A 23,570-nucleotide genomic window follows, 5' to 3' on the forward strand; every position below is an offset into this window, starting at 1 on the left:
CCGCCAGCATGATCTGCAAGCTTAATGACTGCCCAGATAGGCGTCGCGTATCTCCGGCCGCGCGAGGAGCTCCCGCCCCGTGCCGGACATGGTGATTCGCCCGGTGACCAGGACATAGCCGCGATGGGCCAGCCGCAGCGCCTGGTTTGCATTCTGCTCAACCAGCAGCACGGTCAGCCCCGTCTCGGCATTCAGCCTGCGGATGGCCTGAAAGATCTGCCGCGATACCAGCGGCGCGAGGCCGAGGGAGGGCTCGTCCAGCAGCAGCAGGCGCGGGCGCGACATCAGTGCGCGGGCGATGGCCAGCATCTGCTGCTCACCGCCCGACAGCGTGCCCGCGCGTTGCGCCTCACGCTCCTGCAACCGTGGGAATAACGCAAAAGCCTGTTCCAGTCCCGGGCCGGCGGGAATCCCGGAACTCTGCGCGCCCATCAGCAGATTTTCACGCACGCTCATGCGCGGGAAGACACGCCGTCCTTCCGGCGACTGGGCAATCCCACCGCGCATGATGTGATGTGTGGGCTGTTCCGTGATGTCCTGCCCGTCGAAGATGACGCGGCCGGAGCGGGCGCGCGGATCGCCACAGATGGTCATCAGCAGCGTCGATTTCCCGGCGCCGTTGGCACCGATCAGCGTGACGATCTCGCCGGGCGCCACGGCGATGGAAACGCCTTTCAGTGCCTCAATCGCGCCATAGAAGGTGTGGACATCGTCAATCTCCAGCAGAGGCCTGCTCATGCCGCGCTGTCCTCGTCCTCGTCGCCCTCGCCCAGATAGGCGGCGATGACCTTGTCGTCAGCACGGATCTCGGCGGGGGCGCCGTCGGCGATCTTGCTGCCGTGGTCGAGCACCACGATGTGGTCGGAGATGCCCATCACCACGCCCATGTCATGCTCGATCAGCAGGATGGAGCAAGGTGCCGCGCCTTCCGCCGCCCGGCCGTCGCGGATGGCGCAGAGCAACTGGCCGAGCGCCAGGGATTCACGTGGATTGAGGCCCGCCGCCGGTTCATCGAGGCAGAGCAGCGCGGGTTCCGTGCACATGGCGCGCGCGATCTCCAGCCGCCGCTGCGCGCCATAGGGCAGGCTGCCGGCGGGGTCATCGGCCCGGTCGATCAGCGCGCAGGCCTCCAGCCAGGCGGTGGCGCGGCCGATCGCCGCCCGTTCCGCTGCCTTGTAGCCGGAAAGGCCCAGCACGGCGCCGATGCCGAAGCCCGTCGCCGCCATCAGCCTGCGGTGCTGCGCCACCAGCAGGTTCTCCAGCACCGTCATGCCGCCGAAGAGGCGGACGTTCTGGAAGGTGCGCGCCACGCCCGCGCCCGCGATGCGGTGCCCGGCCAGGCGGTGCAGCGCCACATCCTGCCCGGCATGGTGCAGCAGCAGGCTGCCGGAGGTCGGCCGGTAGAAGCCGGTGATGCAGTTGAACATCGTCGTCTTGCCGGCGCCATTCGGGCCGATGACGGCGGTGATGGCGCCCTGCGCGGCGGCAAAGGAGACCTCCTTCACCGCGGTCAGGCCGCCGAAGCGCATGGTCAGCCTCTCGACCGTCAGGATCGGCGCCATCAGCCACGGCCCTCGGCCACCATGGCGGCGCTGATGGTCCGCTTCTTACCCAGGGCGACGGAGGGGGGGCGGCTGCCGACCAGCCCGCGCGGCTTCCAGATCATGATCAGCACCATGGCGCCACCGAAGACCAGCATGCGCCATTCCTGCAAGTCGCGGAACACCTCGAAGCCGCCGATCAGCACCAGCGCCGCGATGGCGACTCCGAGCTGACTGCCGAGGCCCCCCAGCACGACGATGGCCAGGATGATGGCGCTTTCGATGAAGGTGAAGGATTCCGGGCTGATGAAGGCCTGCCGCGTGGCGAAGAAGGCGCCGGCGAAGCCGCCGAACATGGCGCCGAGCGCGAAGGCGGTCAGCTTGGTGGTGGTGATGTTGATGCCCAGGCTGCGGCAGGCGATCTCATCCTCCCGCATCGCCTCCCAGGCGCGGCCGAGCGGCTGGCGGCGCAGGCGCAGCGTGACCCAGTTGGTCAGCAGCGCCAATGCCAGGATGAGGTAGTAGAGGAAGACGACGCGATGCGTCGGGCTGGGCTCCAGCCCGAAGAAATCGGCGAAGGAGCCGGGGCCGCCGCCGGCGGTGAAGGCCAGGCCGAAGAAGCTGGGACGGGGGATGCCGGAGATGCCATTGGGCCCGCCGGTCAGGCTGACCCAGTTCAGCAGGATCAGGCGGATGATCTCGCCGAAGCCGAGCGTGACGATGGCGAGATAGTCCCCGCGCAGGCGCAGCACCGGAAAGCCCAGCAGGATGCCCCAGAAAGCCGCCAGGATTCCTGCCAGCGGCAGGCAGACCCAGAAGGAGAATCCGAAATTCTGGGCCAGCAGCGCGTAGGAATAGGCACCCACCGCGTAGAAGGCGACATAGCCGAGGTCCAGCAGGCCGGCGAGGCCGACGACGATGTTCAGCCCCCAGCCCAGCATCACATAGGTCAGCACGAGGATGCCGAGGTCGAGTTCGTAGCGGCCGATGCCCGGGATGAGCGGCAGCAGCAGCGCGAAGAGCAGCAGCACCGGCGCCACGAAGCGCCCGGCATGCGACAATGGCCGGGCGAGGCGCCGTTGCAGGGAAGGGCCATGCCGCTCCGCTTTCCATTCCTGCCAGAGCCGCAGCAGGAACCGGCCGGCGAAGACGATGGCCACCAGCAGCAGCACATCCGTCCAGCGGGTGCGGAGGAAGAGGGCGCCGCTGGGGCTGACATCCGTGCGCAGCCCGACCATGGGAAGGAAGAGGCCGGCGGCGACCAACGCGGCCAGTCCTGCATCCTTCAGTGCGGCGCCGAGGGCGGGACGCCGCCTCCGGGCCAGGCTCATACCTTCTCGACCTCCGCCCGGCCCAGCAGGCCGGTGGGCATGAAGACCAGCGTCATGATCAGGATGGAGAAGGCGGCGACGTCCTTGTACTGCACGCTGAAATAGGCGGACCAGAAGGTCTCGATCAGCCCGATCAGCAGCCCGCCCAACACCGCGCCGGGCAGGCTGCCGATGCCTCCCAGCACGGCGGCGGTGAAGGCCTTCACCCCCACCAGGAAGCCGATATAGAAGTCGATGACACCGTAGCGCAGAAGGTACATGGTGCCGGCGACCGCCGCCAGCGCCGCGCCGATGACGAAGGTGATGCTGATGGTGCGGTCCGTGTCGATGCCCAGCAGGCTCGCCATCCGCCGGTCCTGCTCGCAGGCACGCATGGCACGGCCGAGCGGCGTCCGCGTCACCAGCCAGGTGAAGATCGCCAGCATTGCCAGGGTCGTGGTCACGATCAGGATCTGCATGGTGGAGAGCTGCACGGCGAAGCTGCCGTCCTGCATCAGCGTGAAGCCGCCGTGCACCACGGGCTCGATCGGCTTCACGCGTGCGCCCTGGGCGACCTGCACGTAGTTCTGCAGCACGATGGACATGCCGATGGCCGAGATCAGCGGTGCCAGGCGGAAGGACCCGCGCAGGGGACGGTAGGCGATCCGCTCCACCGTCCAGCCATAGAGGGCGGTAAAGGCCATGGACAGGGCCAGGACCAGCAGGATGGCCGCCGCCCCGTCCAGAAATCCACCGGAGGTGATCAGCAACAGGCCGATGAGGGAGAGAAAGGCGCCCACCATGAAAATATCACCATGGGCGAAATTGATCATGCCGATGATGCCATAGACCATGGTGTAGCCGATGGCGATGAGCCCGTAGATCATGCCGAGCGAGATGCCGTTGATGAGCTGCTGCAGCGCGTAGGCCAAGCGACACGTCTCCCCTTGCAGGTTGAAGCCTCTCGCGGAAAGCCTAGTCCGTGCCATTGCCTCTTGGGAAGGAAGATCGCGTCCAGGGAGTCTCAGGAGCCCTCGTTGAACAACTCCCGGCCGATCAGCATGCGCCGGATCTCGGAAGTGCCGGCCCCGATCTCGTAGAGCTTGGCATCGCGCAGCAGCCGCCCCGTCGGGTAGTCGTTGATATAGCCGTTGCCGCCCAGGGCCTGGATCGCCTCCAACGCGCTCCAGGTCGCCTTCTCGGCGGCGAAGAGAATCGCTCCCGCGGCATCCCTGCGCGTCACCTGGCCCCGGTCGCAGGAGCGGGCCACGGCATAGACATAGGCCCGCGCGGCATTCGCCACGGTGTAGAGATCGGCGACCTTGGCCTGCATCAGCTGGAACTCGCCGATCGGCTGGCCGAACTGCCGGCGCTCGCGCACATAGGGCAGCACCACGTCCAGGCAGGCCTGCATGATGCCGAGAGGGCCGCCCGCCAGCACGGCCCGCTCATAGTCCAGGCCGCTCATCAATACCTTGACGCCGCCGCCGGGCTCGCCAAGCACATTCTCCTCCGGCACTTCGCAATCGCGGAAGACCAGTTCGCAGGTATTGGAGCCGCGCATGCCGAGCTTGTCGAGTTTCTGCGCGGTGGAGAAACCCGCGAAACCCTTCTCGACCAGAAAGGCGGTGATGCCGCGAGCGCCGGCCTGCGGGTCCGTCTTGGCATAGACCACCAGCACATCCGCGTCGGGGCCATTGGTGATCCACATCTTGTTGCCATTCAGCACGTAGCGGTCGCCGCGCCGGTCCGCGCGCAGGCGCATGCCGACGACATCGGAGCCGGCGCCCGTCTCGCTCATCGCCAGCGCGCCGACATGCTCGCCGGAGATTAGCCGCGGCAGGTAACGGCGCTTCTGCTCCGCACTGCCGTTCCGGCGGATCTGGTTGACGCAGAGATTGGAATGCGCGCCATAGGAAAGCCCGACTGAGGCCGAGGCGCGGCTGATCTCCTCCATCGCCACGACATGCTCGAGATAGCCCATGCCCGCCCCGCCATAGTCTTCCTCGACGGTGATGCCGAGCAGGCCGAGGTCGCCGAACTTCCTCCAGAGATCGGCCGGAAACTCGTTGCGCGCATCGATTTCGGCCGCGCGCGGCGCGATCTCGGCGGCGGCGAAGCGCGCGACCGCGGCGCGCAGCGCATCCGCTGTGTCGCCAAGGTCGAAGTTCAGGCCGGACATGTCTGTCACCCCCGCATCAGCACGGGCGCTTCCGGCACCCGTTCGCCGCTTTCGTCCGGACCCGCGTCCCCGCGGCGGAATTCCTTGAGCAGCCTGGCTTCCTGGCGCTTCGCGTGCTCGGCATGCCGCCTGCGGACCGGGCCGTAGCCGCGGATCTGCTCCGGCAGGGATGCCAGTTCCACGGCCAGGGCGTGGTTGCTCGCGTGAAGCGTGGCGATCAGCTCATCCACCAGATGTTCGTATTCGGCCAGCAGGCGCCGGTCCAGTTTCCGGTCCTCGCTGAAGCGGAAGGGGTCGAAGGCGGTACCCCGCAACCGCCGGAGCCGCGCCAGCACCCGGAGGGCATGCAGCATCCAGGGGCCGAAGGCGCGCTTGCGCGGCTCACCCGTGGCCGGGTCGATCCTGGCCCAGAGCGGCGGTGCCAGGTGGAAGACCAGTCTGGTGTCGCCCTCAAAGCTTCTTTCCAGCAGCTCCAGGAAGCCGGTTTGGGTATAGAGGCGGGCGACCTCGTATTCGTCCTTGGTGGCGAGGAGCTTGTAGTGTCCCTTCGCCACGGCCTCGGTGAGTTCGCCGCGGCCTGGCGTCCTCGCGGCCTCCGCCTCCCGCACCCGCCGGACGAGATCGGCATAGCGGCGGGCGTAGCGGGCATCCTGGTAGGCGGTCAGTTCCGTGACGCGCCGGGCGATCACCTCGTCCAGGCTGGCGGAAAGCCGGCGATGCGCGGGAAGCGCCTCGGGCGGCATGGCCACACGTTCCACCGCCGCGAGATCGAGCGCAGCACGCCGCCCCCAGTGAAAGGCGCCCTTGTTCATCTCCACCGCCGCGCCGTTCAATTCGATGGCTCGCAGGAGCGAGGAGGCTGAGATGGGCAGCAGCCCTTTCTGATAGGCATAGCCCACCATGAAAAGATTGGTGGCGATGGAGTCGCCTTGCAGCGCCGTCGCCAGTCGCGTGCCGGCGATGAAGTCGGCACGGCCGGGGCCGACCGCCTCGGTGATCTGTTCCTCGAGCGTGTCCACCGGGAAATGCGGGTCGCGCTGCGTGGCGACATCGCCGGTCCTGGCCTGTGCCGCGAAGCCGCGGACGAAGTCGCTGGTGACCGAGAAGTCGCGGTTGACCACGGCGCGCGCCGTGCCCGAATGCAGTTTGGAGAGGGATTCATCCGCCACGGCCACGACGATGTCGCAGCCCAGGAGAAGATCGGCCTCGCCCGAGGCGATGCGCGAGGCATGCAGCATATCCTGCCGGGCAGCGAGACGGATATGCGACCAGACCGGGCCGCCTTTCTGCGCCAGGCCTGCCATGTCCAGGACCGAGACGCCCTTGCCTTCCAATGCGGCGGCGGTGCCGAGCAGGGCGCCGATGGTCACCACCCCGGTACCGCCGACCCCCGCCACCAGGATGCCATAGGGCTGCCCGAGCGGCCGCGCGGGCGGCTCCGGCAGTCCGGCGGCATCATCGCCCGCCGGTGCGGCGGCCTGTCCTTTGCGCAGCCGCCCGCCTTCGACGGTGACGAAGCTCGGGCAGAAGCCTTCAAGGCAGGAGAAATCCTTGTTGCAGGAGGATTGGTCGATCGCGCGCTTCCGGCCGAACTCGGTCTCGACCGGCACCACAGACATGCAGTTCGACTTGGCCGAGCAGTCGCCGCAGCCTTCGCAGACACGATCGTTGATGACGACGCGCCGTGCCGGGTCCGGCATCAGCCCGCGCTTGCGGCGGCGGCGCTTCTCGGCGGCGCAGGTCTGGTCGTAGACGAGGACGGAAACGCCGGGATCGTCGCGCAATTCGCGCTGCACGGCGTCGAGGTCCCGCCGGTGCCGCACCGGCACTCCGGCCGGCAGGGCGCTGGCGGGATGCCGCGCCGGGTCATCCGTCACCACGACGATGCGCCCGACCCCTTCGGCGGCGACCTGCCGCACGATCTGCGGCACCGTCAGCGTGCCCTCGACCGGTTGGCCGCCGGTCATCGCCACGGCGTCGTTGACCAGAATCTTATAGGTGATCGGCACCTTCGCCACCACCGCCTGACGGATCGCCAGCAGGCCCGAATGGGAATAGGTGCCATCACCAAGATTGGCGAAGACATGGCGGGTTTCCGTGAAGGGGGCCTGGCCGATCCAGGGCACGCCCTCTCCACCCATCTGGCTGAAGGTCCTGGTCTGGTCGGGGTTCAGCCAGAGCGCCATGTAGTGGCAGCCGATGCCGGCCAGCGCCCGGCTCCCTTCCGGCACGCGGGTGGAGGTATTGTGCGGGCAGCCGGAACAGTAATGCGGCGCGCGCGGCACCACCGGATGCGGCCGCGCCAGCGCCGCTTCCTTCGCGGCGAGGAAGTCCAGGCATTCGCGGATCCGCGCGCTGGTATGGAACGGCGCGATGCGGCGGGCGATGACGCGGGCGATCAGAGCCGGCGTCAGCTCGCCGGCGGCGGGAAGCTGCCAGTCGCCGCCAGGGAGTCCCCATTCGCCCTTCTCATCATATTTTCCGGTGACTTTGGGGCGCACATCCTCGCGCCAGTTGTAGAGCTGTTCCTTGAGTTGATACTCGATGACCTGGCGCTTCTCCTCGACGACGAGGATCTCTTCCAGCCCCTCGGCGAAGTGGCGCACGCCCTCGCCATCCAGCGGCCAGGTCATGCCGACCTTGTAGACGCGCAGGCCGATCTTCGCCGCCAGCCTCTCGTCGATGCCGAGGGCATCGAGGGCCTGGAGCAGGTCCAGATAGGATTTGCCGCTGCTGATGATGCCGAAGCGCGCCTGCGGGCTGTCAATCACCACCCGGTTCAGGTGGTTGGCCCGTGCATAGGCCATGGCCGCATAGACCTTCCAGTGCTGCAGCCGGTATTCCTGCTCCAGGGGCGGATCGGGCCAGCGGATGGACAGGCCACCTGGTGGCATCTGGAAATCGAGCGGCAGGCGCGTCTCGACGCGGTGCGGGTCCAGTATGACGCCAGTGGAGGTCTCGACGATATCGCTCAGGGCGCGCAGCCCCACCCAGCAGCCGGAGAAACGGGACATGGCCCAGCCGTGCAGGCCAAAATCCAGCAGATCCTGCACACCCGCCGGGTTCAGCACAGGGATCATCGAGGCGGCGAAGACATGGTCGCTCTGATGTGGCAGAGAGGAGGATTTGGCGCCGTGGTCGTCGCCGACCACCGCCAGCACGCCGCCATGGCGCGAGGTGCCGGCGGCATTGGCATGCTTGAAGACATCCACGCTGCGGTCGGCGCCAGGGCCCTTGCCGTACCACAGCGCGAAGACGCCATCATGCTTCGCGCCCGGAAACAGATTGACCTGCTGGCTGCCCCAGACAGCGGTGGCCGCCAGATCCTCGTTGATCCCGGGCTGGAAGTGGATGCGGTGTTCAGCGAGTGGCTTCCCGGCCTTCCACAACGCCTGGTCGAGGCCGCCGAGCGGCGAGCCGCGATAGCCTGAAATGAAGCCGGCGGTATCCAGCCCCGCCGCCGCGTCGCGGAGCCGTTGCAGCATCGGCAGCCGCACCAGCGCCTGGATGCCGGACAGATAAGCCCGCTCCGGATCAGGGCCGGAGGCCTGGGTGCCGGGGAGGGGAGCATCGGCCGTCGGGCCTGGCTCCGCCGGGGGCGCGCCGTGTCTCATTCTCGCTGGCTCCGGAGGCCCGGCCCGGCGCGGCATGCCTGCGGGCCTGGCGCATCGGCCGGACCTGAGACGTCCGGAATGGCCTCCGTGAGGCCGCGGATGGTGCGGCGAGGCATGACGGGCATCGCTGGCCTCCCCTCCTTGGCCGGATCTGCGCCGGCTGGGCTGCGCGCTGACGCTGCGAGCAGTGCCATCATGGCGAGGAAGCAGGGCGAAACGAAACGCCGGATCGAGAATACATGCATATGTGAAGTGCCAGGTCGCGGCGGAGGCTTCGCCATTTGTCCCGATGGCTTGGACTTGGCATTTCAGTCCGACCTTGATTCCGGGGATGGCCGCTGGGCTTCGGCTCTGCGTCAGGCCAGGGGGCGCCCTGTAGGAGCGCCTCTTTCGGCCCTGGGCAGGGCTTGTTCCAGGTTTCGCCTGTTGACCTGTGCCATCTGCCGTGGTCTCGAACAGGCGAGATGGCATCAGCCGCCAGAAATTTTTCAGGTCCGAAGTATAGATGATTCGCCTCGATAATATCGGTAAGCAGAACGGTCAGCAGCTCCTCTTCATCGAGGCTTCGGCGGCACTCCAGAGGGGGGAGAAGATCGGCCTCGTCGGCCCCAACGGGGCGGGTAAGACGACACTCTTCCGGATGATCACCGGCCAGGAGCAGCCCGATGAGGGCTTGGTCCTGGTGGACCGGGGCGTCAGCATCGGATTCTTCAGCCAGGATGTGGGCGAGATGTCCGGCCGCAGCGCCGCTTCCGAGGTGATGGACGGGGCGGGGGACGTGAGCGCCGTGGCCGCCGAGTTGCAGGCCCTGGAAGCCGCCCTGGCGGACCCGGACCGGGCGGATGAGATGGAGGCGCTGATCGAGCGCTTCGGCGAGGTGCAGGGCCGTTTCGAGGAACTGGGCGGCTATGCGCTGGAGGGCCGGGCGCGTGAGGTGCTGGCGGGCCTTGGCTTCAGCCAGGAGATGATGGATGGCGATGTCGGCGCCCTCTCCGGCGGCTGGAAGATGCGCGTGGCCCTGGCCCGTATCCTGCTGATGCGCCCCGATGTCATGCTGCTGGATGAACCGAGCAACCACCTCGACCTGGAAAGCCTGATCTGGCTGGAGCAGTTCCTCAAGGGTTATGACGGTGCGCTGCTGATGACCTCGCACGACCGCGCCTTCATGAACCGCATCATCAACAAGATCATCGAGATCGATGGCGGCAGCCTGACTTCCTATTCAGGCGATTACGAGTTCTACGAGCAGCAGCGTGCGATGGCCGAGAAGCAGCAGCAGGCGCAGTTCGAGCGCCAGCAGGCGATGCTGGCCAAGGAGATCAAGTTCATCGAGCGCTTCAAGGCGCGCGCCTCGCATGCCTCGCAGGTGCAGAGCCGGGTGAAGAAGCTGGAGAAGATCGACCGGGTCGAGCCGCCGAAGCGCCGTCAGACCGTCACCTTCGAGTTCCAGCCGGCGCCGCGCTCCGGCGACGATGTCGTGAACCTGAAGAGCGTCCATAAGCGCTATGGCAGCAAGGTCATCTACGAGGGGCTGGACTTCCTGCTGCGCCGCAAGGAGCGCTGCTGCGTGCTGGGCACCAATGGCGCCGGCAAGTCCACGCTGCTGAAGCTGGTCGCCGGCACGACCCGGCCGGACCAGGGAACGGTCTCGCTGGGCGGCAGCGTGAAGATGGGCTACTTCGCGCAGCACGCCATGGAACTGCTCGATGGGGAGCGCACGGTCTTCCAGTCGCTGGAAGATGCCTTCCCCCAGGCCGGGCAGGGATCGCTGCGGGCGCTGGCGGGCTGCTTCGGCTTCTCGGGTGACGAGGTGGAGAAGAAGTGCCGAGTGCTCTCCGGCGGCGAGAAGGCGCGGCTGGTCATGGCGCGGATGCTCTATGACCCGCCGAACCTCCTGGTGCTGGACGAGCCGACCAACCACCTGGACATGGCGACGAAGGAGATGCTGATCACGGCGTTGGCGCAATACGAGGGCACCATGCTCTTCGTCTCGCATGACCGGCACTTCCTCGCCGCGCTGTCCAACCGGGTGCTGGAGCTGACGCCGGAAGGCATTCACCAATACGGCGGCGGCTATACGGAATATGTCGCGCGGACGGGCCAGGAAGCGCCGGGGCTGCGGAGTTGAATCTTTGCTGAAACGGGCTCTTCTCTCCCATGCCCGGGGAGGGAAGCCCGCGTGGCCGGAGGCCCGCATCTTCGCCGCGGCCAAACTTCGTTAGGCACCGACGCCATTCTCGGTTATGATGCCCGCATGATTTCCCACAAAAGCGATAGCTTCAACGACCGGCTGGCTGCGGCCTCCAAGGCGAAGGAGGCTATGCTGCAGCGTTTTCGCGCGCGGCCGGGGCCGAATGATCCTGCTCTGCTGGAGCAGCAGGCTCAGCGCAAGGCCGTGAGTGAGGCGCGCGACGCCCGCAATGCCGCGAAGAAGATCCTCCGCGACGCCGAAGCCGCGCGCCTGGCCGCCGAGAAGGCTGCCGATGCCGAGCGTCAGAAGGTTCTGGCCGCCGAGCAGGCGGCGGAGGCTGAGGCCGCCGCTCAGCGCGCGGCAGCTCTGCCCGCCCTGCAGAAGGCGGCGCGTGACGCCCGTTACGCGGCGCGTCAGGCTCGCCGTCGCTGAACAAGACCAGCCCCATCGGCCATGCGACAAAGCATGGCCGATGGGGCGTGTCCGGGGGAGAGACGGCTACCGCCGGGCTTTTCCTTTCTGCAGCTCCCGCTCCACCGCTCCACGCTCGCTCGAGCCGGCACGGCGGATGATTTCCCTGATGATCGCCGCCGAGACGCGGTGACGCTTCGCGAGGTAGAGCACTTCCGCCTCAATATCGGGGTTGGAAGCCAGGCTGTCGCTCTCGGCCTTCGCGTTGTTCTGTACCACTTTTTATTCCTGTCATTAGGCTCTGCTCTGTGCAGAGCCGCTTCACTGCGCCAACCTGAAGGTGCCTCATCCGGGGCCGTCAGGCTGAGCGGTTGGCCGCTTTGTTCGTGCCGACATTCTCATGCCATTCGACGGGCAGGCCGTCCCAGGTAGAGAACTGCTTCCCTGACCACTTCCTGCGGATATAGACATGGAAGCCCTCGGCCGTGGCCTCCACATAGCCGGACTTTCCGTCGTTAAGCTTGAGGTGATGTGCCAACGCCTCAGCTTGGTCCTTCATGTAGCCATCACTCATAGCACAGTCCTTTCGCCGGCGCCCGTCAGGAATAATCAGTTATGTCGGAAGCCGGCATAATGCCAGCCTGTATTCGGGATAGCACGGGAATACCCCACGGCAACGCTGAAGGTTCTGTGGCTTTGTGTTGTCTGCCGCGTGACCTGAAGGCGGGCGGCAGTCATTGGTTGCGCCAGAATTCATGCCGCGAAGATTCTGGCACGGATCAACCGGAAGCTGGACGCTTAAGGCAGCAGGCCGGGGCTTCAAGGATCGGGATGGAGCCGCTTTGGGCTGGCCTTGTGGCGGGCGTCGCCCCTGAGCAGGGAATGTGACGCTGCCCAGGTTACGCCGGCCGCAAAAGTCCTTCCCGTCGGAAGGAGAGATGCCGCCCGTTGCCGACGATGATGTGGTCATGCACCACGATCGACAGAAAGGCGCCGGCGTCACGGATCTCCGCCGTCATGTCGATATCGGCACGGCTGGGCGTCGGGTCGCCGCTCGGGTGGTCGTGGACCAGGATCAGGGCGGTGGCATGTAGCTCCAGCGCGCGCTTGACGACCTCACGTGGATAGACGGGCGTGTGGTTCACCGTACCGCGGGCCTGCGCCTCATCCGCGATCAGCCGGTTCTTGCTGTCGAGGAACAAGATACGGAACTGCTCGATCTTTTCCCGGGCCAGGGCGGCATTCAGGTAATCCAGCAGCCGTTCCCAGTTGTTCAGGAGCGGTTTTTCCATCACCTCGGCCCGCGCCAGGCGCAGGGCTGAGTCCTGCACCAGCTTCAGCGCCGCCACGCTGTGCTCGCCCAAGCCCGGCGTATCCAGAAGATCCTGCTGAGAGGCCGTCAGCACGCCGGCGAAGGAGCCGTAACGGTTAATCAGGCGCTTCGCCAGCGGCTTGGTGTCGCCTTTCTTGAAGGCGAAGAACAGCAGCATCTCCAGCAATTCGTAATCCGCCAGCGCCCCAGGGCCCCGCGTCAGAAGCTTCTCACGCATGCGTCCGCGATGCCCGTGAGGACCGTCGCCTTCGGGAAAAGGAACCTCCGCCGCTGCCCCGGGATGCTGACGAGCGTAACGGCGGGGCCCGCCTTGAGCATGCGGGCGCTGCCGGCCTGATCCGAGCAGATCCTGGCTGATGTGGATCGCGGCGCTGTCCTCTGCGAAGCCTTGCCGGGCCTGGCGTTGCAAGGTGTCGCGATAAGCCTGCTGCCCGGACCTTGGCTGCTTATGCCAGCCAACCATCTTGCCCAGCTGCTTCAACCACATGATCCCCGCGTCTCCCTCCTGTGGCAGCGTCGCCATCCAGCGGTGGCAGGGCATTCTTCGTCCTTCGTAATAAACCTTCAACCGCAAAAATCACGTTTTCGTGAATTTAACGTCAGTGCAAGCTCATGCCTCCACCCTCCTCCTGACGCATCGTGCGAGCCGCGGCGCAGTGGCCGGCTGAGCCACCCGGCGCGGAGTTAGATGGCAGAGACATGCTGACATTCGTCGATCACCGATAAGCGGCTCGGGAGGCGATCCAGGCATTTCCACCGGCTATGGGCAGTGTGATGCCACTTCCACAGCCGCGCTATTGCATCGGCCGGCCCTGAGATGCCGCGGGCTTCGCCTTGGGCCCTCGGAACTTCCCTCCAGAAGCCTGGAGCGTGACCCATGCCTCTCGCCCCGCGATAGGTGGGGTAATCATCTTCAAGAAGTGCATGATCCCGGCACAATGCTTCTGGACGTTTTTCTGCGGTAGAGTTTCTTCAAGGATATTCCTTAAAACCCTCCCTGCCGCCGCCAGGAAGGGCATGGCAGCCTTCACATCGAAGGCCATCGCGACCATCGAGAACCTGCTTGAGGAATTCCAGCAGCACGTTGTCTGCATCGACGCCCGGCCGCGCGTACCAACCCGGCCTCGCCCATCTATGGTATGCCGATCGAGAACGACCTTTTCGTCGACCCGAAGGCCCCGACGGTCTTCGGCGATGCCAGGCAGTCGCTGACCCGCCTGGTGGCAGTGAAAAGCCGCCTGAGCCAGGGGAAGGCGGGACTGGCTTCATGCCCCGCCTTCCCCTGGTGCTCCGGCCCGGATGGCCAGGAATCGCTCCATCCGGGCCAGTTCGGCCTCCAGGGCACGGTGGAAATCGCGGCTCCTCGGGCGGTCCTGGACATAATCCGGCGTCACCTGCATCCCGCCCCCGGTGACGCTGATATTGGCCCAGCCGATCACCGCATCGCCCCAGAGCATCGGCAGGGCGTAGTAGCCGAAACGCCGCCGGGACGGGGGCGTATAAGCCTCGAAGCGATAGGCCCATCCCCAGAGATGCTCGAAGCGGCGGCGGTCCCAGACGAGCGGGTCGAAGGGCGCCAGCAGGCGGACATCGCGCGGCACCGTCCGATGCCGCCAGCCGGTCTCGGCCGCCGGCCAGAGATAGGTCTCGCCCTCGATCTCGCCCCGCTCCAGCTCCCCGCTACGGAGCGCGGCCACCACCACGGGCGATAAAGGGCCAAGGCCGGGATTGCGGCGGGCCATCAGGGCCAGGGCGCCCCGCAGGCTGACCAGCGGCACCGGGGCGAGGATGCGCGCCACCAGCATCACGAGGCGATGCGCCCGCTCCCGCACCTCGCCCGGTGCCGCCACGGGCAGGGCGGCCTCGTAGAGGCGGATGCCGTTCTGGCGCCGGGCCACGCGCAGCAGCCCGTAGTGATGCAGACTCTCCAGCGCCCGCGTGGTGGCCTTGGAAAAGCCGCCCCAGCCATTCACGGCGCGGTCGCGGCCGAAGCGCGCCTCCAGGTCCCGGGGATGGGTGAGGCCATGGCCCCGCACGAAATCCAGCACCTCCCGCGCCAGCCCCGCCGGCAGATGGGCACTGCCCGCCGGGTCCGGCCGCGGGTGGAGCCATTGCCGGGTTTCCGGCGGCATGACGCCATAGGCGTAGAGGAAATCCTCCTCCAGCCCCAGGCGGGTGAAGCGGCGTTCCAGATCCCCGGCGCGGTAGCCCCTGACCCGGTGGCGCAGGATCAGGTCCTGCGCGCGGGCGGGCGCGCGGATCGGGTCCGCCTGCACGAAGCCCAGCCGGTGGAGGGCCTCCGCGAGGCCAGTGGGGGCGTGGAGGGTGCTCAGGCGGGCCTGCGCCCTCAGCCGCCGGAGGGCCGTGCTGGTGGTCATGGTCTCGCTCCAGACTGGCAGCGATGCCTGAGGCGGGCAATGGGCCGCCTTCTCCGGGATGACGCCGCAAGGCGCCCTGGCGTGTTAAGGACGTGTCGTAATGGCGATGTGGAACATCGCGGCAGCCGGGGTATGGGCCATGGCGAAACCTGACGAGGACGAAATGGTGCCGGTGGCCTTGCAGCCGCAGCCGGGCGATTACGCCTATGACCTGGACCATGCGCTGTCCGCCGTGGTCACGCTGCATGCCCGCGTGCCGGAGGATGCCTTCACCGCCGGCACCCTGGGGACGGAACGGCTCGGCAATGCCGTCCTGATCCGCGAGAGCGGGCTGCTGCTCACCATCGGCTACCTCGTCACCGAGGCGGAGGAAATCTGGCTGACCACCGCCGGGGGCCGCGTCGTGGCGGGGCATGTCATGGCCTATGACCAGGTGACGGGCTTCGGCTTGGTGCAGGCGCTGGGGCCGCTCGGAATCCCGGCGCTGGCGCTGGGCGAATCCGGCCGGATCGAGGTCGGCGCGCGCATCGTCTTCGCCGGCGCGGGGGGGCGGCCGGCGGCGCTGGCGGGGCGGATCATCGCCCGGCAGGAATTCGCCGGCTACTGGGAATACCTGCTGGATGAAGCGATCTTCACCGCGCCCGCGCATCCGCACTGGGGCGGCGCGGCGCTGATCGGCCCGAAGGGCGACCTCATCGGCATCGGCTCGCTGCAACTCGGGCATGACCCCGGGGACGGGCGGGTGAGGATCCTCAACATGAGCGTGCCCACGGACCTGCTGAAGCCGATCCTGGAGGAGATGCTGATGCGGGGCCGCGCCAACCGTCCGCCGCGGCCCTGGCTGGGCGTCTCGGCCAGTTCGGACGACGGGCAGGTCGTCCTGGCCGGTGTCACCCGGCGCGGCCCGGCGGCACGGGCCGGTCTGCGGGAGGGAGATGTCATCCTGGCGGTGGCGCAGGAGCCGGTGAACGATCTCGCCGCCTTCCTGCGCGGCATCTGGTCGCTGGGCGAGGCGGGTGTGGACATCCCCCTGGTCGTCGAGCGCGAGGGAGACCGCTTCGAGGTCAGGGTCACCTCCGGCGATCGCCAGCGCTTCCTGAAATCGGCGCCGCTGCACTGACTGCGGGCGGCGCTAGACCCGGCTGATGCCCGGGCGCGTGATGCGTGGATTGACCTGCCAGCTGGCCGGCCAGTAGCCGAAATGTTCCACGACGACGATGAGCACGGCGATGGCCAGCGCCGCCAGCATGAACAGGGCGGTCCGGCGTGACGGCGGGTTCCGCCACACCTGAAACAGGAAGATCGACAATCTCGTCAGCGGGTCCATGCGGCAGGAAACACCGGCATGGCGCCCGAAGTCCAATACCCTCCGGACAGAACCAGCATGCCGCGCCCACGCCGGGGAAGGGATGCTCACCGTTTCGGCATCGGCTTGGCCGTTATCGGGCCTTCCACACAGCCTTCTAGCAATTGCAATTCCGCTTCTCCGTAGTGCAAGCTTGGTAAGCCCCACGCGGCGGCGCTCATGATCGCCCGGGGGAAGGGAAGGATTCCATGGATCAGCAAGACCCGCCGCAGGGTGGTCGCCGCGCCCTGCTGGCCGCCGCTGCGGCGGCGCCGCTTCTGGGTGGCCTGAGCATCAGCCCGGCCGCCCTGGCGCAGGAAATGGGACGCTCCCAGAAGCCGCTGCGCGCCGCCTTCTCCAATGCCGGGCTGCAGGCCACCTGGTGCGCCCAGGGCAAGGCCGCCGCCGAATACTGGGGCAAGCTGTTCAATGTCGATGTCACCTGGTTCGATGGTGAGCTGAACGCCACCCGCCAGCGCGGCGCCATCGACAACATGGCCTCGCAGCGCTGGGATTTCGTGGCCATCCAGGCCTTCGGCATCGGCACTCTGACCGCGCCTGTGCGGAAGATGATCGATGCCGGCGTGCCTGTGATCGACATGGACACGCTGATCGCGCCGCTCGACCAGATCAATGTCCATAGCTTCCTGGCGCCGGACAATGAGTTCATGGGCGCTTCCGTGACCGAGGCGCTGATGCAGGCCATCGGCGGGGAGGGCACCATCATCATGACCCAGGGCGCGCTGGGCCATACCGGCGCGCAGGGCCGCGCGCGCGGCTTCGATTCCGTGGTGAAGCGCTATCCCAAGGTTGAGGTGCTGGACACCACGCCCGGCGACTGGGACGTGACCAAGGTAGCGCGCATCTGGGATACGCATCTGACCAAATTCCCCAAGATCAGCGCGGCCTACTTCCACAACGACGACATGGCGCTGGCCGCTTACAACGTCATGCGCGCCAAGGGCCGCACCGATATCAAGATCGGCGGCTGCGATGCCATGCCGCCGGCCCTGGCGGCGGTGGCGGATGGGCGCATGCATGCCACCGTACGCAACCCCTCCGGCCGCATCCATGGCGGTGCCGTCATGGCCGGCGTGGCCGCGGTGGTGGCGGGCGAGAAGTCGGGCGCGGAGGGTATCCCAAAACACGTCATCACCGACGGCCCGGTGGTCACCAAGGCCAATGCCGCGGGCATGGCCTGGATGCAGAAGCACTACCTGATCTGACGGGGTTCCCCGCATGACACCGGACGTGCCGCCGCTGCTGGAGTTGCGCGATGTCTCCAAGCGCTTCGCCAGCGTGGCGGCGCTGAGCGGCGTGGATTTCATCCTCGGTCAGGGCGAGATCCACGGCCTCGTCGGCGAGAATGGCGCAGGCAAGAGCACGCTGATGAAGATCATCGCCGGCGTGCATGCCGAATATGACGGCGAGATGCGGCTGGACGGGCATCCCGTCCGCTTCCGCTCGCCGCGCGACGCGCGCGATGCCGGTATCGGCATGGTGCATCAGGAGCTTTCCATCGTGCCGGCGCTCTCGGCGGCGGAGAATGTGCTGCTGGGCGCCCAGCCAACCAACCGCCTGGGCCTGGTCTCATGGGGGCGGATGCGGGAACAGGCCCGGCAGCAGCTGGAGATGCTTGGCATCACGGTGGACCCGACGGTGCCGGCGGGCTCCCTGCCGCTCGGGCTCCAGCAGATGATCGAGCTGGCGCGCGTGCTGCTCTCCGGCGCGCGCATCCTGATTCTGGATGAGCCGACCTCGGCCCTTTCCCCGCCCGAGGTGGAAAAACTCTTCGCGCTGCTGGAGCGGCTGCGCGCCACCGGCCGCAGCGTCGTCTTCATCTCGCACTTCCTCGACGATGTGCTCCGTATTTCCGACCAGGTCACGGTCTTCCGCAACGGGCGGCGCGTCGGCGGCGCCGCGACGCGGGACTTGACCAAACCCTGGCTGATCGAGCGCATGATCGGCGGCGGGCATGAACGGCTCGAGGAGAGTTATACCGACGAGGTGGTGCTGCCGCCCCGCCCCTCCACCCCGCCGGTGCTGGAGGCGGAGGATCTCGGCGTGTCCGGGCTGTTCGAAGGCGCGTCCCTGCAGGTGCATGCGGGGGAGGTGCTGGGCATCTATGGCTTCATGGGCTCAGGCCAGCTGGAACTGGCGCGCGCCCTGTCCGGCAAGCTGCGGCTGGACCACGGCATGGTGCGCGTGGATGGCCGCCCGGCCCGGCTGCGCGGCGGCACGCCGGCCGCCAAGCGCGCGGGCATCGCCTTCGTGCCCGAAAGCCGCCGCGCCATGCTCTTCGCGCCGGAGCCTGTCTATCGCAATATCAGCATCTCCGTGCTGGAGCGGATCGGCCGCATCCTGCTGCATCCGCGCGTCGAGCGCGGCATCGCCGAGGGACATGTCCGGCGCCTGGGCGTGCGTCCCGCGCGGGTGGATCTGCCGGTAGGCCAGCTCTCCGGCGGCAACCAGCAGAAGGTGGCGCTGGCCCGCTGGCTGACGCATCTGCCGCGCATCCTGCTGCTGAGCGAGCCGACGCGCGGCATGGATGTCGGCGCCAAGGACGATGTGGTGCGGATCGTGCGCGCGCTGCGCGCGGAGGGCATCGGCATCGTCGTGGTCTCCTCCGAGCCGGAGACCGTCCTTTCCCTCGCCGACCGCATCCTGGTGATGCGGCGCGGCAGTCTCGCGCAGGAATTCGCCGGCGAAGCGGTGGGCAAGGACCGCCTGCTGGCCGCCGCTTGAAGGAAGCCCGATGTCCGCACCCCTGACCGATCCCGTGCCGATGCGCGAGCCCCTGTGGCACCGCCTCGGCGGGCAGCTCCGCAACCTCGCGCCCTTCGTTACCCTGATCCTGCTGGTGGCGCTGTTCAGCCTGCTCAGCCCCTCCTTCGCGACGCTGGGCAATCTCGGCAATATCCTGCAGCAGGTCTCCATCACCGCCATCATCGCGGTGGGCCTGACCTATGTGATCCTCTGCGCCGAGATCGACCTCAGCGTCGCCAGCATCGCCAATGCCGCGGGCATCCTGCTGGCCTTCTTCACGTTGCAGGATGCCAGCGTCAATATCGCCAATATCCCGCTGCCGGGGCCGCTGGCGATCCTGCTGGCGCTGGCGGGCTGCATGGCGCTGGGGGCCATCACCGCCGTCGGCGTGACCTGGATCGGCATCCCTTCCTTCATCATGACGCTGGCCATGCTGCAGATCGGCAATGGCATCGGCGCGCTGCTGGTGCGCGGGCAGATCGCCTACACGGTGCCAGAGCTGATCACGAAGCTCGGCAGCGGCTCAATCGGGCCCGTGCCCTGGATCGTGCTGGTGGCGGCGCTGGTGCTGCTGGTGGGGCACCTGGTGCTGACCTATACGCGCTTCGGCCGCTACGTCTACATGGTCGGCGGCAACCGCGAGGCGGCCGAGCATTCCGGCGTCAACGTCAAGGCCGTGGTGGCGGCGGTGATGATGATCTCGGCGCTCTGCTCGGGCATCGCCGGCATGCTGGGCGTCGCCTATTTCGGCAGCGCGCAGCAGAACCAGTTCGACAACTACCTGCTGGATGCCATTTCCGCCGTGGTGGTCGGCGGCACCAGCCTCTTCGGCGGGCAGGGCGGCATCGGCAATACCATCGTTGGCGTGCTGGTGCTGGGGGTGCTGAACAATGGCCTTGACCATGTCCGCATGGACAGCTTCCTGAAGATCCTGATCCGCGGGCTGGTGCTGCTGCTGGCGCTGGTCATCAATGTCTATGCCCAGCGGCTGCGGAACCAGCAGCGCAGCGTGGGCTGAGCGGGCACTTCCCAGGCACGCCGTCCGGGGCCAGACTGCCGCGGTCGCCCCGGCCGGGGTGGCGTGCCTGGAGAAGGAGCGGAACGGCAGCATGGAAATCCGGTTCGACGACCAGCTGGTCGCAGTCAGCGGCGCCGGCCATGGCTTCGGCCTGGCCATCGCCGAGGCTTTCGCCCGCGATGGCGCGCGCGTCTTCGGCACTTTGATGCCGGGACAGGCCGCACCGGCGACGGAGCTGCCGATCCGCTTCCAGCCGGTGAACCTGGCCGACCGCGCCGCCGCCGCCGCCTGGGTGGCGGATATCGAGGCCGAGACCGGCCATGCCGTGGACATCCTGGTGAACAATGCCGGTGGCGTGGCCGGGCAGGTGCATCATCCGCTGGAGGATGTGTCGGATGCCGAGTGGGACGCGGTCTTCGACATCAACATCCATGCCTGCTTCGCGCTCTGCCGCGCCGTGGCGCCGGGCATGAAGCGGCAGCAGCGCGGCTGCATTGTCAATATCGGCTCCAATGCCGGGCTGCGTCCATCGCTGACGGGCATCCAGGCCTATACGGCGGCGAAACACGCCCTGACCGGGCTCACCCGGCAGCTGGCGATGGAATTCGGCCCCTCCGGCATCACCGTGAACTGCATCGCGCCCGGCTTCTTCCGTACCAATCCCGCATCGGAACAGCAGTGGCAGGGTTATGGGGAAGACGGGCAGGCGGCAATGGTCGGACGCATCGCGCTGCGGCGGTTGGGGCGCGCCGAGGATATCGCCTCGGCATGCCTCTTCTTCGCCTCGCCGCTGGCGGAATACGTGACGGGGCAGGTCCTTTCGGTGGACGGAGGGCGTTAGGAGCAAGGGCATGAGGCGCGACCTCGTGGCCCTCGCCTGAAGGCGGGCCTGGGCGGCGGCAACCTGGCGGCGCCTGCGAGGTTGGACCAGGGCCGCCGCGCATGGCGGCCTGATGCAAGGAGGACAGCCGCGGAATGATGGAACAGCCCCTCGCCACCCTGGCGCGATCCAGCGAGATGAATGCCACGGTGGATCTGCGCCTGGGCCATGGCGTCACGCTGAACGCCACGGCCCGCGCCACGCCGGCTGGCCTGCTCGCCATCGGGGGGCTGGTCTCGGCGATCCTGCTCTCCACCGCCGTGCTGGTGCGCGTGGCGAAATGGCCGCCCAGGGACTGAGGCGGCGCCCGGCGCGCTACTCCAGCCTGATATCCGCCTTCCGGATCACCTCGTGCCAGGAGGCCATGTCTCCCCGCACCGTCTGGCCGAATTCCTCCAGCGAGCTGCCGACCGGCGTCAGCCCCAGCTCCGTCAGGCGCGTCCGCACATTCTCCTGCCCCAGCGCCTGGCGGAAGGCGGCGTTCAGCCGCTCCGCGACCGGTGCCGGGATGCGGGCGGGCGCGAAGATGCCGAGCCAGTAGCCGATATCGAAATCCTTCATCCCGCTCTCCACCGCCGTCGGCACCTGCGGCAGCAGGGGGGAGCGCCCGCTGCCCGTGACGGCCAGCCCGCGCAGCTGCCCGTCCTGTACCAGGGAGCGGGAGCCCTGGATCGTGTCGAAGACATACTGGATCTCGTTGGCGAGCAGTCCCGTGATGGAAGGGCCGCCGCCACGATAGGGCACATGCGTCACCTCGATCCCGGCCTGCTGGGCGAAGAGCGCGCCGATCAGATGGCCGGAGGAGCCGATGCCGGCCGAGCCGTAGAGCAGCTTGCCCGGATGGGCACGGGCATGGGCGATCAGCCCGTCCAGGTCCTGCGCGGGCAGCCTGGGATTGGCCACCAGCAGATAGGGGCCGCGCACGGCCTCGGTCAGCGGCAGGAGGTCCGTCTCCGCGCGGTAGGGCAGGTTGCTCTTCAGCGAGGGCTCGGTGGCGATGGCGGTGGTGTGCAGCAGCAGCGTGTAGCCATCCGGCTCCGCGCGGGCGACGCTTTCCGTGCCGATGGCGCCGGCGGCGCCCGAACGGTTCTCGACGATCATCGGCTGGCCAAGCAGGCTTTGCATCTGCGCCGCCAGCAGCCGTGCCACGGGATCGGTCGAGCCGCCGGGGGGATAGGGCACGACCAGCTTGATGGGCCGGTCGGGAAAGCCCGCGGCGATGGCCGGGGCGGGGAGCAGCGAAGCGGCCGGGGCCAGCAACAGCGCGCGCGAGAGCGCGCGGCGCGTCATCCGCATGGATCGTTCCTTCCTCTCTCGCCGACGGCTTGTTCTGTTCTCCGCCGGCGTAACAGCGCGACCCGCACAGGCTAGCGATCCCGCCGGTCTTCCGGAAACCGCGCGTCCTGCATGCCATCCTTACGGCAGGCGTAAAGATCGGCGTTCAGGTTGGGCGCTCCGGCAGGGCCTCGCGGAACTGCGCCACCAGGAAGTCCAGGAAGGCGCGCAGCCGGGCCGGCATATGCGGCGTGCGAAGATAGACGGCATAGATGCCGTTCTCGAATTCCGTATGGCTGACGGTATGGGAGGCGAAAAGCCGCACCAGCCGGCCATCCGCCAGTTCCCGGTGGATCGACCAGTCCGGCAGCAGGGCGATGCCGATCCCGGCCTTGGCTGCCGCCACCACGGCCGGGCCATTGTCGCTACGGATGCTGCCATGCACCGGAACCTCGGTCAGCGCACCGTCCCGGTCCAGGAAGCGCCAGATGGTGCGCGCCATGTTCACCCGGTAGATCAGGCAATTATGCCGCATCAGCTCCATCGGCTCGCGCGGCGCCGGGTGGCGGGCCAGGTAGTCCGGCGTGGCGCAGACGATCCGCTCGCTGCTGGCCAGCTTGCGCACCATCAGCGCCGAATCCTCCAGCTTGCCGATGCGGATGTCGATATCGACATTCCGCTCGATCAGGTCCACCAGCTCGTTCGAAAGGGAGATGTCCAGCTCCACATCGGGATACTCGGCCAGAAAGCGCGGCAGGGCCGGGACGATATAATGCTGCCCCACCAGCATGCGCGAATGCACCCTGAGCATGCCGCGCGGCTTCAGCTCCAGGCTGGAGACGCTGGCATTCGCCTCCTCCACCTGATGCAGGATCTGCTCGGCCTGGCGGGCATAGAGCTCGCCGGCCTCGGTCAGCGTCAGGCGGCGGCTGGTGCGATGGATCAGCCGCGCCCCCAGCCCTTCCTCCAGGCTTTGCAACTGGCGGGAGACGGAGGCGGGCGAAAGCCCCAGAAGCCGCCCGGCCGCGGAGAGGCTGCCGCTCTGCACGACGCTGACGAAGACGCGCATGGCCCGCAGCGATTCCACGCTTCCCTCCTTTTTGCCGGCTTCGCGCCGTGTGGCGGAAATTATGCGGCGGTCTGCCGGGACGAGCCACCAGCCGCAGGGTGGTAATCAGCAAACCACGGCGGTTCCAGGCGCTTTTCCCCTCGATCTTTACGTCTGGCGGAAGGATGCCGCTCGCTTCCCGTGCATTCCGCCCGGGGAATGGCGGATGTTAGCAGTCAGTTCCCGGAAGGGGCGCATCGCGACGCCCCGGGATGCGA

21 protein-coding genes are annotated in these 23,570 nt (G+C 67.7%); 8 read left to right on the forward strand and 13 right to left on the reverse strand.

Translation table 11 applies throughout. The features are described from left to right. Window positions 1-21 precede the first annotated feature (21 nt). From IAI58_RS03690 to IAI58_RS03715, 6 genes are all read right to left on the reverse strand, one after another. Window positions 22-738 (reverse strand): ABC transporter ATP-binding protein, encoded by a 717-nt coding sequence (locus IAI58_RS03690; protein ID WP_207447029.1) that lies wholly within the window; start codon window positions 736-738, stop codon window positions 22-24. Further along, a complete protein-coding gene (locus IAI58_RS03695; RefSeq protein WP_272874835.1) occupies window positions 735-1,562 on the reverse strand; it encodes an ABC transporter ATP-binding protein in 828 nt (275 codons plus the stop codon). Before IAI58_RS03695 ends, IAI58_RS03690 begins: the two co-directional genes overlap by 4 nt. Beyond that, window positions 1,562-2,872: a high-affinity branched-chain amino acid ABC transporter permease LivM gene (livM, locus tag IAI58_RS03700; protein ID WP_207447027.1), complete on the reverse strand. Its 1,311-nt coding sequence runs from the start codon at window positions 2,870-2,872 to the stop codon at window positions 1,562-1,564. Before livM ends, IAI58_RS03695 begins: the two co-directional genes overlap by 1 nt. Continuing rightward, a complete protein-coding gene (locus IAI58_RS03705) occupies window positions 2,869-3,783 on the reverse strand; it encodes an ABC transporter permease subunit (protein WP_207447025.1) in 915 nt (304 codons plus the stop codon). Before IAI58_RS03705 ends, livM begins: the two co-directional genes overlap by 4 nt. Window positions 3,784-3,875: 92 nt before the next feature. Next, the gene (locus IAI58_RS03710; RefSeq protein ID WP_207447023.1) at window positions 3,876-5,033 is read right to left on the reverse strand and encodes an isovaleryl-CoA dehydrogenase; all 1,158 of its coding nucleotides are present in this window, start codon (window positions 5,031-5,033) and stop codon (window positions 3,876-3,878) included. 5 nt (window positions 5,034-5,038) lie between these two features. After that, the gene (locus IAI58_RS03715) at window positions 5,039-8,647 is read right to left on the reverse strand and encodes an indolepyruvate ferredoxin oxidoreductase family protein (RefSeq protein ID WP_207447021.1); all 3,609 of its coding nucleotides are present in this window, start codon (window positions 8,645-8,647) and stop codon (window positions 5,039-5,041) included. Window positions 8,648-9,152: 505 nt separating this feature from the next. Here IAI58_RS03715 and IAI58_RS03720 point away from each other — a divergent pair. Continuing rightward, window positions 9,153-10,775 carry an ABC-F family ATP-binding cassette domain-containing protein gene (locus IAI58_RS03720; RefSeq protein ID WP_207447019.1) on the forward strand — a complete coding sequence of 541 codons (1,623 nt, stop codon included), beginning with the start codon at window positions 9,153-9,155 and terminating at the stop codon, window positions 10,773-10,775. Window positions 10,776-10,826: 51 nt separating this feature from the next. Next, a complete protein-coding gene (locus IAI58_RS03725) occupies window positions 10,827-11,270 on the forward strand; it encodes a DUF6481 family protein (protein WP_237182903.1) in 444 nt (147 codons plus the stop codon). A gap of 66 nt (window positions 11,271-11,336) precedes the next feature. On the opposite strand, the gene IAI58_RS03730 is transcribed toward IAI58_RS03725, so the two are convergent. The 4 genes from IAI58_RS03730 to IAI58_RS03745 form a co-directional block, all read right to left on the reverse strand. Then, window positions 11,337-11,528 (reverse strand): hypothetical protein, encoded by a 192-nt coding sequence (locus IAI58_RS03730; RefSeq protein WP_207447017.1) that lies wholly within the window; start codon window positions 11,526-11,528, stop codon window positions 11,337-11,339. Window positions 11,529-11,607: 79 nt separating this feature from the next. After that, window positions 11,608-11,823 (reverse strand): hypothetical protein, encoded by a 216-nt coding sequence (locus IAI58_RS03735; RefSeq protein WP_207447015.1) that lies wholly within the window; start codon window positions 11,821-11,823, stop codon window positions 11,608-11,610. A 325-nt stretch (window positions 11,824-12,148) separates the two neighbouring features. Further along, window positions 12,149-12,946, reverse strand: coding sequence for a RadC family protein (gene radC / locus IAI58_RS03740; RefSeq protein WP_419555849.1), 798 nt, complete (start codon window positions 12,944-12,946; stop codon window positions 12,149-12,151). A 901-nt stretch (window positions 12,947-13,847) separates the two neighbouring features. Beyond that, window positions 13,848-14,960: a DNA glycosylase AlkZ-like family protein gene (locus tag IAI58_RS03745; RefSeq protein WP_207447011.1), complete on the reverse strand. Its 1,113-nt coding sequence runs from the start codon at window positions 14,958-14,960 to the stop codon at window positions 13,848-13,850. Window positions 14,961-15,099: 139 nt separating this feature from the next. Here IAI58_RS03745 and IAI58_RS03750 point away from each other — a divergent pair, with 139 nt between their 5' ends. Beyond that, complete coding sequence (locus IAI58_RS03750; RefSeq protein WP_237182387.1) at window positions 15,100-16,080, forward strand: S1C family serine protease; 981 nt, start codon at window positions 15,100-15,102, stop codon at window positions 16,078-16,080. A 12-nt stretch (window positions 16,081-16,092) separates the two neighbouring features. Here the strand turns inward: IAI58_RS03750 and IAI58_RS03755 are convergent, their stop codons facing one another. Continuing rightward, window positions 16,093-16,287, reverse strand: coding sequence for a hypothetical protein (locus IAI58_RS03755; protein ID WP_207447009.1), 195 nt, complete (start codon window positions 16,285-16,287; stop codon window positions 16,093-16,095). 227 nt (window positions 16,288-16,514) lie between these two features. Here IAI58_RS03755 and IAI58_RS03760 point away from each other — a divergent pair, with 227 nt between their 5' ends. From IAI58_RS03760 to IAI58_RS03780, 5 genes are all read left to right on the forward strand, one after another. Beyond that, window positions 16,515-17,531 carry a sugar ABC transporter substrate-binding protein gene (locus IAI58_RS03760; protein ID WP_207447007.1) on the forward strand — a complete coding sequence of 339 codons (1,017 nt, stop codon included), beginning with the start codon at window positions 16,515-16,517 and terminating at the stop codon, window positions 17,529-17,531. 13 nt (window positions 17,532-17,544) lie between these two features. Beyond that, window positions 17,545-19,050: a sugar ABC transporter ATP-binding protein gene (locus IAI58_RS03765; protein WP_207447005.1), complete on the forward strand. Its 1,506-nt coding sequence runs from the start codon at window positions 17,545-17,547 to the stop codon at window positions 19,048-19,050. A 10-nt stretch (window positions 19,051-19,060) separates the two neighbouring features. Next, window positions 19,061-20,089: an ABC transporter permease gene (locus IAI58_RS03770; RefSeq protein ID WP_207447003.1), complete on the forward strand. Its 1,029-nt coding sequence runs from the start codon at window positions 19,061-19,063 to the stop codon at window positions 20,087-20,089. A 91-nt stretch (window positions 20,090-20,180) separates the two neighbouring features. Beyond that, complete coding sequence (locus tag IAI58_RS03775) at window positions 20,181-20,930, forward strand: SDR family NAD(P)-dependent oxidoreductase (RefSeq protein ID WP_207447000.1); 750 nt, start codon at window positions 20,181-20,183, stop codon at window positions 20,928-20,930. Window positions 20,931-21,064: 134 nt separating this feature from the next. After that, window positions 21,065-21,268: a hypothetical protein gene (locus IAI58_RS03780; protein WP_207446998.1), complete on the forward strand. Its 204-nt coding sequence runs from the start codon at window positions 21,065-21,067 to the stop codon at window positions 21,266-21,268. A 16-nt stretch (window positions 21,269-21,284) separates the two neighbouring features. Here IAI58_RS03780 and IAI58_RS03785 read toward each other — a convergent pair whose 3' ends face one another. Then, a complete protein-coding gene (locus tag IAI58_RS03785; protein ID WP_207446996.1) occupies window positions 21,285-22,265 on the reverse strand; it encodes a Bug family tripartite tricarboxylate transporter substrate binding protein in 981 nt (326 codons plus the stop codon). A gap of 145 nt (window positions 22,266-22,410) precedes the next feature. Further along, a complete protein-coding gene (locus IAI58_RS03790; RefSeq protein WP_237182904.1) occupies window positions 22,411-23,331 on the reverse strand; it encodes a LysR family transcriptional regulator in 921 nt (306 codons plus the stop codon). Between the last annotated feature and the right edge of the window lie 239 nt (window positions 23,332-23,570).

Origin of the sequence: Roseomonas marmotae (genome assembly GCF_017654485.1) — a bacterium.
Taxonomy (GTDB): domain Bacteria; phylum Pseudomonadota; class Alphaproteobacteria; order Acetobacterales; family Acetobacteraceae; genus Pseudoroseomonas; species Pseudoroseomonas marmotae.

Bases quoted from the DNA above. Each gene is read 5' to 3' on its own strand.
- IAI58_RS03770 (WP_207447003.1), top strand. From the start codon at position 19,061: ATGTCCGCACCCCTGACCGATCCCGTGCCGATGCGCGAGCCCCTGTGG.
- IAI58_RS03720 (WP_207447019.1), top strand. From the start codon at position 9,153: ATGATTCGCCTCGATAATATCGGTAAGCAGAACGGTCAGCAGCTCCTC.
- IAI58_RS03715 (WP_207447021.1), bottom strand. From the start codon at position 8,647: ATGAGACACGGCGCGCCCCCGGCGGAGCCAGGCCCGACGGCCGATGCT.
- livM (WP_207447027.1), bottom strand. From the start codon at position 2,872: ATGAGCCTGGCCCGGAGGCGGCGTCCCGCCCTCGGCGCCGCACTGAAG.
- IAI58_RS03780 (WP_207446998.1), top strand. From the start codon at position 21,065: ATGATGGAACAGCCCCTCGCCACCCTGGCGCGATCCAGCGAGATGAAT.
- IAI58_RS03690 (WP_207447029.1), bottom strand. From the start codon at position 738: ATGAGCAGGCCTCTGCTGGAGATTGACGATGTCCACACCTTCTATGGC.
- IAI58_RS03750 (WP_237182387.1), top strand. From the start codon at position 15,100: ATGGCGAAACCTGACGAGGACGAAATGGTGCCGGTGGCCTTGCAGCCG.
- IAI58_RS03710 (WP_207447023.1), bottom strand. From the start codon at position 5,033: ATGTCCGGCCTGAACTTCGACCTTGGCGACACAGCGGATGCGCTGCGC.
- IAI58_RS03785 (WP_207446996.1), bottom strand. From the start codon at position 22,265: ATGCGGATGACGCGCCGCGCGCTCTCGCGCGCGCTGTTGCTGGCCCCG.
- IAI58_RS03755 (WP_207447009.1), bottom strand. From the start codon at position 16,287: ATGGACCCGCTGACGAGATTGTCGATCTTCCTGTTTCAGGTGTGGCGG.
- IAI58_RS03765 (WP_207447005.1), top strand. From the start codon at position 17,545: ATGACACCGGACGTGCCGCCGCTGCTGGAGTTGCGCGATGTCTCCAAG.
- IAI58_RS03745 (WP_207447011.1), bottom strand. From the start codon at position 14,960: ATGACCACCAGCACGGCCCTCCGGCGGCTGAGGGCGCAGGCCCGCCTG.
- IAI58_RS03760 (WP_207447007.1), top strand. From the start codon at position 16,515: ATGGATCAGCAAGACCCGCCGCAGGGTGGTCGCCGCGCCCTGCTGGCC.
- IAI58_RS03735 (WP_207447015.1), bottom strand. From the start codon at position 11,823: ATGAGTGATGGCTACATGAAGGACCAAGCTGAGGCGTTGGCACATCAC.
- IAI58_RS03695 (WP_272874835.1), bottom strand. From the start codon at position 1,562: ATGGCGCCGATCCTGACGGTCGAGAGGCTGACCATGCGCTTCGGCGGC.
- IAI58_RS03775 (WP_207447000.1), top strand. From the start codon at position 20,181: ATGGAAATCCGGTTCGACGACCAGCTGGTCGCAGTCAGCGGCGCCGGC.